Annotated in this window: 14 protein-coding genes; 9 read left to right on the forward strand and 5 right to left on the reverse strand. The window is 33.3% G+C overall.

The features are described from left to right. Positions 1 to 15 precede the first annotated feature (15 nt). Both RB618_RS15370 and RB618_RS15375 read left to right on the forward strand, forming a co-directional pair. Positions 16 to 555: a DUF1697 domain-containing protein gene (locus RB618_RS15370; protein ID WP_308069553.1), complete on the forward strand. Its 540-nt coding sequence runs from the start codon at positions 16 to 18 to the stop codon at positions 553 to 555. After that, a complete protein-coding gene (locus RB618_RS15375; protein ID WP_308069554.1) occupies positions 555 to 950 on the forward strand; it encodes a DUF4348 domain-containing protein in 396 nt (131 codons plus the stop codon). The genes RB618_RS15370 and RB618_RS15375 overlap by 1 nt, the downstream gene beginning before the upstream one ends. Positions 951 to 972: 22 nt before the next feature. Here RB618_RS15375 and RB618_RS15380 read toward each other — a convergent pair whose 3' ends face one another. Together RB618_RS15380 and RB618_RS15385 are read right to left on the reverse strand one after the other, a co-directional pair. Continuing rightward, positions 973 to 1,293, reverse strand: coding sequence for a hypothetical protein (locus tag RB618_RS15380; RefSeq protein ID WP_308069555.1), 321 nt, complete (start codon positions 1,291 to 1,293; stop codon positions 973 to 975). Positions 1,294 to 1,352: 59 nt separating this feature from the next. After that, positions 1,353 to 2,096: a diphthine--ammonia ligase gene (locus RB618_RS15385; protein ID WP_308069556.1), complete on the reverse strand. Its 744-nt coding sequence runs from the start codon at positions 2,094 to 2,096 to the stop codon at positions 1,353 to 1,355. An 88-nt stretch (positions 2,097 to 2,184) separates the two neighbouring features. On the opposite strand from RB618_RS15385, the gene RB618_RS15390 reads away from it, so the two are divergent. From RB618_RS15390 to RB618_RS15405, 4 genes are all read left to right on the forward strand, one after another. After that, the gene (locus RB618_RS15390; RefSeq protein WP_308069557.1) at positions 2,185 to 2,928 is read left to right on the forward strand and encodes a transposase; all 744 of its coding nucleotides are present in this window, start codon (positions 2,185 to 2,187) and stop codon (positions 2,926 to 2,928) included. 8 nt (positions 2,929 to 2,936) lie between these two features. Next, complete coding sequence (locus tag RB618_RS15395; protein WP_308069558.1) at positions 2,937 to 4,997, forward strand: M1 family metallopeptidase; 2,061 nt, start codon at positions 2,937 to 2,939, stop codon at positions 4,995 to 4,997. Positions 4,998 to 5,129: 132 nt separating this feature from the next. Then, the gene (locus RB618_RS15400) at positions 5,130 to 6,038 is read left to right on the forward strand and encodes a patatin-like phospholipase family protein (protein WP_308069559.1); all 909 of its coding nucleotides are present in this window, start codon (positions 5,130 to 5,132) and stop codon (positions 6,036 to 6,038) included. A gap of 17 nt (positions 6,039 to 6,055) precedes the next feature. Continuing rightward, positions 6,056 to 6,490, forward strand: a complete 435-nt coding sequence (locus RB618_RS15405) for a hypothetical protein (RefSeq protein WP_308069560.1) — start codon at positions 6,056 to 6,058, stop codon at positions 6,488 to 6,490. Between the two features lie 15 nt (positions 6,491 to 6,505). On the opposite strand, the gene RB618_RS15410 is transcribed toward RB618_RS15405, so the two are convergent. Continuing rightward, complete coding sequence (locus tag RB618_RS15410; RefSeq protein ID WP_129748821.1) at positions 6,506 to 7,030, reverse strand: hypothetical protein; 525 nt, start codon at positions 7,028 to 7,030, stop codon at positions 6,506 to 6,508. 124 nt (positions 7,031 to 7,154) lie between these two features. Here RB618_RS15410 and RB618_RS15415 point away from each other — a divergent pair, with 124 nt between their 5' ends. The 3 genes from RB618_RS15415 to RB618_RS15425 all read left to right on the forward strand — a co-directional run bounded on the left by RB618_RS15415 (position 7,155) and on the right by RB618_RS15425 (position 11,240). Then, positions 7,155 to 7,922: a TSUP family transporter gene (locus RB618_RS15415; protein WP_308069561.1), complete on the forward strand. Its 768-nt coding sequence runs from the start codon at positions 7,155 to 7,157 to the stop codon at positions 7,920 to 7,922. 277 nt (positions 7,923 to 8,199) lie between these two features. Beyond that, positions 8,200 to 10,536 carry an ATP-dependent helicase gene (locus tag RB618_RS15420; RefSeq protein ID WP_111378090.1) on the forward strand — a complete coding sequence of 779 codons (2,337 nt, stop codon included), beginning with the start codon at positions 8,200 to 8,202 and terminating at the stop codon, positions 10,534 to 10,536. An 83-nt stretch (positions 10,537 to 10,619) separates the two neighbouring features. After that, positions 10,620 to 11,240: an L-threonylcarbamoyladenylate synthase gene (locus RB618_RS15425; protein ID WP_111378213.1), complete on the forward strand. Its 621-nt coding sequence runs from the start codon at positions 10,620 to 10,622 to the stop codon at positions 11,238 to 11,240. 187 nt (positions 11,241 to 11,427) lie between these two features. Here the strand turns inward: RB618_RS15425 and RB618_RS15430 are convergent, their stop codons facing one another. Next, on the reverse strand, positions 11,428 to 12,261 hold the full coding sequence (locus tag RB618_RS15430; RefSeq protein ID WP_308069562.1) for a flagellar motor protein MotB: 834 nt from the start codon (positions 12,259 to 12,261) through the stop codon (positions 11,428 to 11,430). Positions 12,262 to 12,293: 32 nt separating this feature from the next. Then, a complete protein-coding gene (locus RB618_RS15435) occupies positions 12,294 to 13,313 on the reverse strand; it encodes a glycosyltransferase (RefSeq protein ID WP_308069563.1) in 1,020 nt (339 codons plus the stop codon). Positions 13,314 to 13,335 lie beyond the last annotated feature (22 nt).

A 13,335-nucleotide genomic window follows, 5' to 3' on the forward strand; every position in this document is an offset into this window, starting at 1 on the left:
GAAAAATTAGAAAAAATGAAAACACATTTAGCGCTTTTACGTGGAATAAATGTTTCTGGACATAATATGATGAAAATGGAAGCTTTGAAAGCAATGCTGGAGAATCTTGGATTTCAAAATGTAAGAACGTATTTGCAATCTGGAAACGTATTTGTAGATAGCGAAGAAGAGGCTTCAAAAGTTGGTTTTATGATCAAACAGGAAATCTTTAAAGTTTTTGGTCACGAAGTTCCTGTCGTTATGATTACCAAAGAAAACTTGGAATCGTGTTTTGCTAATAATCCGTTTTTGAAAGAGAAGGAAATTGATACCAAAAAACTTTATGTGGCTTTTGTTTCGACAACTTTAAAAAAAGAAAACATAAACGATTTAAAGATAAGCCAATTCAAACCAGATGAAGCTAGTATTGATGAAAACAGAATTTTTATAAAGTACGCTGTTGGAGCTGGAAAAACACGATTTGACCAAAAATATATCGAGAAAAAACTAAATGTAACAGCAACAATTCGAAACTGGAATACCGTTACGAACTTGCTTAAAATGTATGAAGAATAATGAAAAAGTATTTTTTTATAATGCTCTTTTTAGGGTTAAGCTCTGTGACTTTGGCTCAAGCCTCAAAGGCAGCTTCAGAAGATTTTAATGATTTTTTTAAGAAATTCAATGCAGATCCTAAATTTCAAGTTAGCAGAGTGATTTTTCCTTTAAAGTATAAGGCGAACAATGACGATTTTGAATTGATAGATTACACAATGACAAAAGAGAAATATAAAGTGCTGCATCTTAATAATAAAGCGGATGAAAAATATTTAAAACGCACATTATCAGTAAAGAAAAATAAAGCCACTTTAGAACAACGCGGACTTGATAACGGAATTTACATTGATTACATTTTTGAACTTAAAGATAATAAATGGTTCTTAAAGACTTTTGTCGATCAATCAACTTAATGGCTATTATTTTAAAATCATATTAGTTTGATTTTAAAATGTTTTTTTTGATGTAAATAGTATCTGCATTATGAAAAGCTCCTTTTTTCATTCCACCGCCAAAAGGCTGCATAAATTGAATATTTTGAACTTCGTAACCTTCTTTTTTTACAGGTTCATTTACCGCTAAAGTTGGCGCTTCGAATCCGAAAAACGTAAACTGACGGTACCTTTTTTCTTTTAATGAAAAATAACCGTTTGACTGACTTAGAACTTCACCAACTTGGCAATTTTCAATTGGTCGCTTTGTTTCCGAATCGTAAATATAGCCTGTAATCTGTGGTCTTTTGCATCTATTAACCAAACAGCTTTGCAGAGAGAAAGAAACAAGAACTAGAAGAAAAAATTTATAAAAAAAAACATTTACTTTTTAATTAAATCACAATACCAGAAACCGAAATCAAAAGCAGTTTCATCATTAGTATCGCAGGCTGTATTTGATGAATCTTGTTTTTCTGGCTTTTCATATTTTCTATAAACAATTTCACCTATTTCAAAATCAATAGGTTTTGAGAATATTGGGCCGTCAAAAGTAAAAGTGTGAAATTCTCCGTTTTCACCGCAGACATCAACATTTTCGGGTAAATCATTTATAAAATCCTGATCTATAATTCTGCCGACAAAACTTTTATCTAGATATTTTTCGTTTACGCAAACCACAATGGTTTTAAAACCAAGCGAAATAAATTCTTGAATTAAATCTTGAGTTGGGATTTTCCAAATCGGAAAAACGCCTGTTAATCCAATTTTTGCCAATTGATTTTCTCTGTATTGGCGTAAATCTTCCAGGAAAATATCTCCAAAAATAGAATGTGTTATGCCTTCTTGTTTTAGTTCTGTTAAAGCTTCGGTCATCACTTTTTCATAAACTTCCATCGTTGGCATTTCTCGAACTTCCAAAATTTTTAACGGAATTCCGATATTTTGTGCTTGTTCCTGCAATAATTCAACACGAATTCCATGCATTGAAATGCGCTGATATTGCTGATTTACGCTTGTCAGCAAACATTCAATTTTAAAATCAGCATTTTGAAGTATTTTGTATAAGGCAAGAGCAGAATCTTTTCCGCTGCTCCAGTTAAATAAGGCTTTTTGAGGTGTAGACACAATGATTTGGTTTTATATTGTAAACATACAAAATTCGTTCTATTTGTAAAGGAAACCTTTGTAACTTTGGGATTTTACATGCCAAATTATGATGTTGTTTAGAGAGAAATTTAAAATCGATTCAAATAGATTGCAAAACTGGGATTATTCTAGTGAAGCTGTTTATTTTATTACAATAGTTGCAAAAAACAGAAAATGTATTTTTGGTAACGTTGAAGAAGAAAAAATGATTTTAAATGAAAATGGAAAAATTATTGAAAAGGAACTTTTAAAATCGATTAAGATTCGCAAAAATTGGTTTTTTCATAATTGGGTTATCATGCCAAATCATATTCATTTGTTAATCGAAATCCAAGACACCCAGCATATTGTAGAGACGCACTGCAGTGCGTCTACGCCCAGCATATCCGCAAAGGAAAATGGTATCGTAGATGTACATTTGTCACCCCAGCAAATCGTAGAGACGCACAGCAGTGCGTCTACGCCCAGCATATCCACAATGGAAAATAATATTACGAAAAAATCTTTGTCGACATACGGGCGTGAGACGCACTGCGGTGCGTCTCTACAGATCCAATCTGATTCAAAAAATGATTCCAATGAAAATACAATTCAAAATCAATTATTATCTAAAATATATCGAAAACCCAATTCTATTTCGTCGTTTGTTGCTATTTTTAAATCCATTACAACCAAGCAAATAAACGGAGTCGAATCCATTTGGCAAGTGAATTACCACGACCATATTGTTAGAAATTACAAAACGTTCGAAAAAATCTATGATTATATAAAGTATAATCCTATATCTTGGGAAACAGATTCTTTAAAATAAAAATTGCAATGAAATACATTTTTCTATTATTCACCAGTTTTCTATTTGCACAGCAAACTCAATATGTTGACTTTAAATCGGTTTCAGGGCAATTATCTGTAAATCCAAAAGATAAATTGATTTCAGGAACTGTCGATTTTGAATTTGAGATATTACAAGAAACTGATACAATTTCGCTTGACGCTAAAAACATGGGATTTTCGAATGTAAAAGTCAATGAAAATGAAATCATGTTTGTCAATACCAACAAAGAATTAAAATTGGTTTTTCCGTTTAAAAAAGGGCAGAATCATTTGACATTCAATTACACGGCTAAACCAAAGCAAGCCTTGTATTTTGTTGATATGAATAATGATGAAGTGCAAATCTGGACACAAGGGCAGGGCAGATATACAAGCAATTGGTTTCCGAGTTTTGATGATGTAAATGAAAAATTGATTTTTAATATAGGAATTTCTTATGATAAAGATTATCAGGTAGTTTCAAACGGAATTTTAAAAGAGAAGACAACAAACGGAAATCTAAATCATTGGCAATATCAAATGGAAAAACCAATGAGTTCGTATTTGTTAATGTTGGCTATAGGGAAATTTGATAAAAAAGAATTTAAATCTAGAAGCAGAGTTCCGTTAGAATATTATTATGAACCAAAAGATGCAGATCGTTTTGAGCCAACTTATCGTTACTCGAAACGCATTTTTGATTTCCTTGAGAAAGAAATCGGCGTAAAATATCCCTGGAAAATCAATAGGCAAATCCCGGTAAGAGATTTTTTGTATGCGGGTATGGAAAACACTACTTCAACTCTTTTTGCGACCCGTTATGTAGTAGATTCAACTGGTTTCTGTGACCGAAATTATACCAATGTTGATGCTCACGAGTTAGCCCATCATTGGTTTGGAGACCTTATTACAGCAGAAAGCAGTACACATCACTGGTTGCAAGAAGGTTTTGCAACTTATTTTGCTTTACTTGCAGAAAAAGATATTTATGGCGAAGATTACTTCTACTCGAAATTATATGATACTGCTCAACAGATTAAATTTGCTTCTCGTACCGATACGATTCCCGTTTTAAATGCAAAAGCAAGTTCGTTGACCTTTTACGAAAAAGGCGCTTGGGCATTGTTTGTTTTGCATGAATCTATTAGAGATAAAGCGTTCAAAAAAGCAATTAAAAATTATTTAAAAAAATATGCATATCAAACTGTAAACACTAAAAACTTCTTCGATGAAATAAAAAAAGTTTCCGATTTTGATCTGGATAAATTTCAGAAAACTTGGCTGGAATCGACTGTTTTTGATACGCCAACTGCAAATGCATTATTGAGCAAAAATAAAGCGATTCAAAAACGATTGGAAATCGATAAATTGAAAAAAACACCTTTTGCGGAGAAAAAAGATATTTTAAAAACTACTTTAGAATCCGACGTATATCAATCGGTTAAAGAAGCCGTTGTCGATCAATTGGAAAATGAGAAGTATGAAGACAAAAAAGCTCTTTTGCTTTTAGCATTGAAGACCAACAATATCAAAGTTCGTCAGAATCTGGCTGGCTCTTTGACCAAAATTCCAGAAGATTTTAGAACAGATTATGAAACACTTTTAGACGATAAATCATATCAGACGGAAGAGATAGCACTTTATTGGCTGTGGAGAAATTTTCCTGATCATAGAACAGAGTATTTGGATAAATCTAAAAACTGGATTGGCTTCAACGATTATAATCTCAGAACTTTATGGCTTTCTCTCGCTTTGTCAACGCCAAACTATACTAACGAACAAGATGCTTTAGTAAACGAATTGATTGCATTTTCATCAACAAAGTATGAAGCTACAACTCGACAAAATGCCTTAGAGAAATTGATTGCTTTTAAAATTATTAACGATCAGGTTTTGAGTAATTTAGTAAGTGCTACAACGCATCATATGTGGCAGTTTTCGAAATTTGGAAGAGATACAATAAGACTTCTGTTAAAAAATCCTGAAATGCGTGCTTCTTTTAATAGAATTTTGCCTAATTTGACACCCGATGAACAGTTCCAATTGAATCGTTTGTTGAAAGAGTAAATATTAGAGTAGATAGATAAAGGAAGCAAGAACCAAGAGTCAAAATCTCAGAATATCTTTCTTCTTGTTTCTTTCCTCTTATTAAGTCTTAAAAAAAAAATATCCCAAAAAACAAAACCTACATTACAATTTATGAGAGCATTGGTTATTTCAGGTGGTGGCAGTAAAGGCGCATTTGCTGGTGGTGTTGCCCAGTATTTAATAGAACAGAAAAAACACGAATACGATTTATTTATAGGAACTTCAACAGGAAGTTTGTTGATTCCGCATTTAGCTCTCGGTCATATTAAAAAAATTCATTCTGTTTATACCAATGTTACTATGTCGAGTATTTTTAATATTTGTCCGTTTGTGGTGAAAACGAAAGATGGAGTCGATATTGTGACCATTAATCACTTTAATGTACTGCGTCAGTTTTTTAAAGGCAAACGCACTTTTGGAGAAAGCAAAGGACTGAAAAAGTATATTCAGAATAATTTTTCTCTTTCTGATTTCAATAAATTAAAAAAACTAAAAACTGACGTTATTGTTACGGTAACCAATTTTACTAAAAATGAATCAGAGTATAAATCTGTAAAAGATTGTACGTACGAGGAATTTTGCGAATGGTCTTGGATATCTAGTAATTATGTTCCGTTTATGAGTTTGGTTGAAAAAAACAACTGTGAATATGGTGACGGCGGGTTTTCAAGCTTAGTTCCAATACGTGAAGCAATCAATAGAGGAGCTACAGAGATTGATGTTATTGTACTTGAAACGGAGGTTAATACGACAAAAACTGTAATTGGTAAAAATCCGTTTTCATTAATGATCGATTTGTTTCGAATTGCATTGGATCAAGTAGAAAAACATGATATTGCTATAGGAAAACTTATGGCAAATAATAAGAATGTAAAGCTAAATTTATATTACACTCCTATAAAATTAACCGATAATGCTTTGATTTTTAATAAAGAAGTAATGAAAGAATGGTGGCAGCAAGGCTATGAATATGCTCAGAATAAATCGGAAGTTATGAGTGATAATAAAATATTGATTTAAGATTATAAAGTGTTCTTATGATAATTTCTTTTGATCTTGACGATACTTTGATATCAAACAATAAATTTGATTTGGAGAAAATAAATCTATTTCAAAAGATCTTTAGAATTGAAAAACTAAGAAAAGACACAATTGTTCTATTTAAAGAGTTAAAAAGGAGAAATCACAAAATTTTTATTTATACTACTTCGTACAGAAGTGTTTCCAAGATAAAATGGATGTTTTATTCATATGGTATTTCTGTTGATTACATTATTAATCAGCAGAAACACCAAAGAAGTTTATTGGATAAAAATATTTATTGCTCAAAATTCCCACCTTTATTTAATATAGATTTTCATATTGACGATTCAAAAGGAGTTCAAATAGAAGGTGAAAAATATGGCTTTAAAGTTCTTGTGATTTCTGAAACAGATAAAAATTGGACGCAAACAATTCTAAAATCAATCTAAAATCTGCAATATTATTTAATACCAAAGCTCAGCAACTTCAGATTTAATAAAACTCAAAGCAGCATTACTTGGCGATTGCTTTTCTAATAAATCATTTAAGATTACTTCGCGTAATTTATCCGCATTATCCACTTTATCGCTCATAGCGGCTTTACGAATCATTTGTATTGTTGCGTTTTTTGCCGTTGTAATGATCGTCCAGCATTCTTCAGACATATATATTTGCTGAGTTAAATTATGTTCGAATTCCTGCTCAATCAGGTCAATTAAGTAATTTTCGTAATCATTTTTGTTTTGCGAAATAGGAGCAATTCTAATTAACAACTTTGTTAAATTAATGCGTTCTAAAAACAAAGTCATACGCTCGTATGCTTGTAAACGAACAGGAAGAGATTCCTTGTGAGCTTGTTTGTTTAACAAAAACGCACGTTTTCTGTCATTGTTTTTAATGTGTAGCTCAAAGAAACGATACGCTACAACTCCTGTAACTAAGGCTGGTAAAGTGTAACTCGCAAGTTCTATTATTTTGTTGAAATCCATTGAAATAATTTTTAAGCAAAAATATACTTTTTGATCAAAAATCAACTTTAATTTTATGGGAATAAACAAAAAGGAAGCTGTACTTTTGCAACTTGTTTTTTACTGATGCCGAAATATCTTTTTAATGGATTCATATATAATACTTTTTCTTTGTTTGGCGGCTTTTGCTGCTGGTTTTATTGATGCAATTGTTGGCGGCGGCGGATTAATCCAAACACCAATGGGATTAATTTTATTGCCAAATCTTCCAGTTTCGACTGTAGTCGGTACCTTAAAAATTCCAGCTTTTAGTGGGACTGCTTTTGCGGCTTTTCAATATTTGAAGAAAGTTGTCATTCAATGGAAACTCTTAATTGTCATGATGTGTCTGGCAGTTCCGTCAGCATTTTTAGGATCAACGATTTTAACTCTTGTGAGTAATGATTTTATGAAACCACTTTTGTTAGTAGTTTTATCTCTGCTGTTTGTATATACTTATGCCAAGAAAAACTTTGGTCAGCATGTTGCTAAAGATCATTCTGCAGCCACTCAAATTATGTACGCTGTTGTTATAAGTATAATTGTTGGATTCTATGACGGATTTATCGGTCCAGGAACAGGAAGTTTCTTTGTTGTGGCTTTTATTGCGCTTCTAGGCTTTGATTTTCTTCACGCTTCCGCGAATGCTAAAATGGTAAATCTAGCAACCAATTTTGGTTCCATTTGTCTGTTTATGATAAAAGGAAAGATCATTTGGGCGATCGCAATTCCGATGGCAATTAGCAACGGACTTGGAGGATGGCTCGGCGCAAAACTGGCGATTAATAAAGGCAATGGTTTTATTAGGATTTTCTTTTTGGTTGTTGTGGTTGGAACGTTGATTCGATTTGCATACGATGTGTTTTTTAAATAAGTTGCTGAGTTTTCTCTCTTTTGTAAGAAGAAAAAATTTAGAATCTTAGAACCTTAGAGGTTTAGCATCTCAAAAAAAATGTTTGTTTCTAGCCCCGATTGAGGCGATATCCTCGCAGCGGAGCGGAGAGATAAAGCCGAAAGCGGGAAACGATGTCTGAAAAAATGCCTTTTGTTTGGCTTCAAAAAAACAAAAAACTTAGCATCTTAGAACCTCAGTATCTTAGTAGCTATTTAAAGTATTAATTCTTATTTTTGCCTAAAAGGAGATAAATTACATGCAGAAATATATTGACCAGCTCAACGAAGCGCAGAGAGCGCCTGTTTTACAAAAAGACGGGCCAATGATTATTATTGCTGGTGCAGGTTCGGGAAAAACCCGTGTTTTAACGATTAGAATTGCTTATTTGATGCATCAGGGAATTGATGCATTCAATATTTTGTCGCTGACTTTTACCAATAAAGCGGCTAGAGAGATGAAGCACAGAATTTCGGATATTGTAGGAGCTTCTGAAGCGAAGAATCTTTGGATGGGAACTTTCCACTCGATATTTGCTCGTATTCTTCGTGCAGAATCAGAACTTTTAGGATATCCTTCCAATTTTACCATTTACGATTCACAGGATTCGGCGCGATTGATTTCTTCGATTATAAAAGAAATGCAGCTGGATCGTGATATTTATAAACCAAAACAGGTTTTAGGACGTATATCAAGTTATAAGAACAGCTTGATTACAGTAAAAGCATACTTCAATAATCCTGAATTGCAAGAGGCTGATGCAATGGCTAAAAAGCCTAGGTTAGGAGAAATCTATCAGCAATATGTGGAGCGCTGTTTTAAAGCCGGCGCAATGGATTTTGATGATTTGCTATTGAAAACCAATGAATTGCTAACTCGTTTTCCAGAGGTTTTGGCAAAATACCAAAATCGTTTCCGTTACATTCTGGTTGATGAGTACCAAGATACAAATCACTCTCAGTATTTGATTGTTAGGGCTTTGTCTGATAAATTCCAAAATATTTGTGTGGTTGGAGATGATGCGCAGAGTATTTATGCTTTCCGTGGAGCGAATATCAATAATATTCTGAATTTCCAAAAAGATTATGAAGGGGTTGTAATGTATCGTTTGGAGCAGAACTACCGTTCGACACGTAACATTGTGGAGGCGGCTAATACAGTAATGGAGCATAACAAAACCAAACTGGATAAAGTGGTTTGGACGGCCAATGAATTTGGTCCAAGAATAAAAGTGCACCGAAGTTTGACAGATGCCGAAGAAGGTCGTTTTGTAGCAAGTACCATTTTTGAGCAGAAAATGCAACATCAGCTTCATAACGGTTCTTTTGCGATTTTGTACCGTACCAATGCGCAGTCACGTGCCATGGAGGATGCGTTGAGAAAACGTGATATTCCGTATAGGATTTATGGCGGATTGTCATTCTATCAGCGTAAGGAAATTAAAGACGTTTTATGCTATTTGCGTTTGGTTCTGAATCCGAAAGACGAAGAGGCTTTGATTCGTGTGATCAATTATCCAGCTCGCGGAATTGGAGATACAACGGTTGAAAAACTAACTATTGCAGCAAATCATTACAAACGTTCGATTTGGGAAGTAATGGTGAATATTGATAAAATCGATTTGAAGCTGAATGCCGGTACAAAGAATAAATTGAAAGATTTTGTAACGATGATTCAGAGTTTTCAGGTTATCGATCAGAATCAGGATGCTTTTTATTTGACGGATCACGTAGCAAAGAAAACAGGATTGGTTCAGGAATTGAAGAAAGATGCTACTCCTGAAGGAATGGCGAAAATTCAGAATATAGAAGAGCTTTTAAACGGTATTAAAGATTTTACCGAAGGTCAGAGAGAAATTGACGGCGCTAGAGGAGCACTTTCTGAATTTATGGAAGATGTGGCTTTGGCAACCGATTTGGATAAAGATACGAATGATGAAGATCGTGTTGCTTTGATGACCATTCACTTGGCAAAAGGATTGGAGTTTCCGCACGTATTTGTGGTGGGAATGGAAGAGGATTTGTTTCCAAGTGCGATGAGTATGAGTACAAGAAGCGAATTGGAAGAGGAACGCCGATTATTCTATGTAGCGTTAACTCGTGCCGAACATCAGGCGTATTTAACTTATGCACAATCGCGTTATCGTTGGGGAAAACTAACAGACAGTGAACCATCTCGTTTTATTGAAGAAATTGAAGATCAGTATTTAGAATATTTAACGCCTGCAGAAACCAATTATCGTTATAAATCGCCTATTGATGGTGATATTTTTGGGGATGTAGATAAATCAAAGCTAAGATTAAACAAACCTGTTGGCGGAACTCCTCCAGCTCATATTACCAAAGGTGAGCCTAAACCGGATTTGAATATTCGTAAATTGAAACCTGTTTCTGGAAACGCTCCAAGTAACGGGAATTCAAATTTATTTGACAGCAAGCTTACTGTTGGGAATGTTGTGATGCACGAACGCTTTGGAAAAGGTGAAGTGATTAATCTTGAAGGTGTTGGAGCAGACCGAAAAGCAGAAATTAAATTTGAAGTGGGCGGAATTAAGAAATTGTTGCTAAGATTTGCTAAATTAGATGTCGTAGGATAAAAAAATATGTTTCAGGTTTCAGGTTTCACGTTAAAAGAAGTAACCTGAAACTTGAAACTTGAAACAAAATAAACTAAAAAATCATGGCTGAATTTATAAAAATATACCCAGATAAACCTAGTGAAGCGGCAATTGCAAAAGTTGTAAAAGTGCTTCAGAATGGAGGTTTGGTAATTTATCCGACAGATACTGTTTATGGTTTGGGCTGTGATATTACCAATTCAAGAGCTTTAGAGAAAATTGCTAAAATAAAAGGAGTAAAATTAGATAAAGCTAAATTTTCTTTTATCTGCCATGATTTGAGCAATTTGTCAGATTATGTACGTCAGATAGATACTTCAACTTTTAAAATTTTAAAGAGAGCACTTCCTGGGCCTTATACTTTTATTTTGCCAGGGAACAATAATTTGCCAAAAGAGTTTAAAAAGAAAACAACGGTTGGTATTCGTGTGCCAGATAATAATATCATTCTAGAAATTGTTCGTCAGTTAGGAAATCCGGTTGTTTCAACTTCTATACGCGATGAAGATGATGTAATTGAATACACTACTGATCCAGAATTAATTTTTGAAAAATGGCAGCATCTTGTAGACATGGTAATAGATGGTGGCTACGGAGACAATGTAGGATCAACTATTATAGATCTTTCTGAACATGAGCCAGTTATAGTAAGAGAAGGTAAGGGTGATATTGATATTTTGTAAAAAAATACACTAAAAGCATAAAATACAAAAAATAATGAGTAACTTTATTATGTTAAAATTTAGTTAGTTACTTAAAAATAATGCTATTCTTGATTTGTATTTAATTGGTTATTAAAAAAAATTAAGGATACATAAAAGCAGGTCAATTGACCTGCTTTTTCTGTTTTTATAGTATGTCAAACAAGGATTATTTCGCTTGTTTTTTCATTTCTTTTTCAATCATATCATAGAATTGATCGATTTTTGGCATAACTACGATACGAGTTCTTCTGTTGCGAGCTCTGTCTTCTGGAGTATCATTTGATACTAAAGGAACATAAGAGCTTCTACCAGCAGCAATTAATTTAGCTGGGTTAACACCAAGATCGTTTGTTAATACACGAACGATAGAAGTAGAACGTTTAACACTTAAATCCCAGTTGTCTAAGATAATTCCGTTGCTTTTGTATGGTACATTATCAGTGTGACCTTCAACCATACATTCAAAATCAGGTTTGTCGTTAACAACTTTAGCAACTTTACCTAAAACAGTTTTTGCTTTGTCGCTTACTTCATAGCTTCCGCTTTTGAATAATAATTTATCAGCGATAGAGATAAATACAACTCCTTTTTCAACATTGATTTCGATGTCTGGATCGTTGATACCAACAGCACCTTTCAAGCTTGTAACTAAAGCTAAAGTTACACTGTCTTTTTTAGTTAAAGCATCTTGAAGTCTAGAGATTTTCAAATCTTTTTCTTTTAAACTTTCAAGAGATTTTTCAAGGTTTTCAGCACCTTTAGTAGTTAAGATAGTTAAATCTTTAGAACTATTGATTAAATCTTGATTATGTTGTTTGTAGCTTTCAGCTGTAGCAGCTAATCCAGCTTTTTCTTCTAAGCACGTATTTAATTTTACAGTACATGAGTTTAACAAATCTTGAGTCTCTTTGTTTTTAGCTTCTAACTCAGCATATTTCTTTTTAGAAACACATGATGTTAGGGCCATTAATACTGATAGTGCGATAACTATTTTTCTCATAAATTTAATTTTAATTAGACTTGATTACAAATTTAGTTTTTAATATTTTGAATACTGTTAAAGATTTCTTTAAATAAGGTCAATTTTCTTATATAGTAAAGGAAAACGATGCTTTTCACTATATAGTATTGCTGAATCTGAAATTCTTTTCGTTTTCCGAGATATTTTAAAGATAAGCAATAAAATGAAAAATGTGCTTTTAAAATGGCAAAAGTATGTGCAAACTTGCCTTGTGTAAGAAAACGGATGCCTGCAATACCATCCAGAACCATGCGGAAGAAAATCACCCAGAACAGCCCTCTTTTCGGTAGATTTTTAACCATCATTAATAATGAATTCCTAAAATTCAAATAGGTTTTCTTCGGATTTCCTTGCTGTAATGTTGCGCCGCCAACGTGGTAGACAAGAGATTGAGAATTATACTTTATAATATGTCCCTCGTTTGCAGCTCTCCAGCATAAATCAATTTCTTCCTGATGCGCAAAGAAGCTTTCATCAAAACCTCCTAATTCGTGATAGACGTTTTTTCGTATAAAGAAACAAGCTCCTGAAGCCCAGAATAATTCTATGTTGTCATCATATTGTCCGTTATCTTTTTCGACGGTATCAAATATTCTTCCTCTGCAGAAGGGAAAGCCATATTTATCAATGAAACCTCCAGCAGCTCCTGCATATTCAAAATATTCTTTATTCTTAAAATCAAGAATTTTAGGCTGAATAATTGCGGTTTGTTTTTCTTTTTCGAAAGTATCTAGAATGGGTTGAAGCCAGTTTTCTGTAACTTCAATGTCCGAATTTACTAAAGCATAAATTTCGGCATCAATATGTTTTAAGGCATCATTATAGCCTTTTGCAAAACCATGATTGCCAGAGTTCTTTATAATTTTTACGGTAGGGAAATTTTCGGTAACAAAGGCAACAGAATTATCTGTAGAATCATTATCAGCAACATAAATTGTTGCGCCTTCTGAAAATTGAATAACAGATGGTAAAAACTGCCCCAGCAATTTTACCCCGTTCCAATTTAAAATGACAACTGCTATTTTATCCAAAAGTACTTATTATTTATTCTTT

The sequence above is a fragment of the Flavobacterium sp. LHD-85 genome, from assembly GCF_030929595.1.
Classification (GTDB): Bacteria; Bacteroidota; Bacteroidia; order Flavobacteriales; family Flavobacteriaceae; genus Flavobacterium.

Coding starts and splice junctions, on each gene's coding strand:
- RB618_RS15395 (WP_308069558.1), top strand. CDS start 2,937: ATGAAATACATTTTTCTATTATTCACCAGTTTTCTATTTGCACAGCAA.
- RB618_RS15425 (WP_111378213.1), top strand. CDS start 10,620: ATGGCTGAATTTATAAAAATATACCCAGATAAACCTAGTGAAGCGGCA.
- RB618_RS15400 (WP_308069559.1), top strand. CDS start 5,130: ATGAGAGCATTGGTTATTTCAGGTGGTGGCAGTAAAGGCGCATTTGCT.
- RB618_RS15405 (WP_308069560.1), top strand. CDS start 6,056: ATGATAATTTCTTTTGATCTTGACGATACTTTGATATCAAACAATAAA.
- RB618_RS15420 (WP_111378090.1), top strand. CDS start 8,200: ATGCAGAAATATATTGACCAGCTCAACGAAGCGCAGAGAGCGCCTGTT.
- RB618_RS15415 (WP_308069561.1), top strand. CDS start 7,155: ATGGATTCATATATAATACTTTTTCTTTGTTTGGCGGCTTTTGCTGCT.
- RB618_RS15370 (WP_308069553.1), top strand. CDS start 16: ATGAAAACACATTTAGCGCTTTTACGTGGAATAAATGTTTCTGGACAT.
- RB618_RS15375 (WP_308069554.1), top strand. CDS start 555: ATGAAAAAGTATTTTTTTATAATGCTCTTTTTAGGGTTAAGCTCTGTG.
- RB618_RS15430 (WP_308069562.1), bottom strand. CDS start 12,261: ATGAGAAAAATAGTTATCGCACTATCAGTATTAATGGCCCTAACATCA.
- RB618_RS15390 (WP_308069557.1), top strand. CDS start 2,185: ATGATGTTGTTTAGAGAGAAATTTAAAATCGATTCAAATAGATTGCAA.
- RB618_RS15410 (WP_129748821.1), bottom strand. CDS start 7,030: ATGGATTTCAACAAAATAATAGAACTTGCGAGTTACACTTTACCAGCC.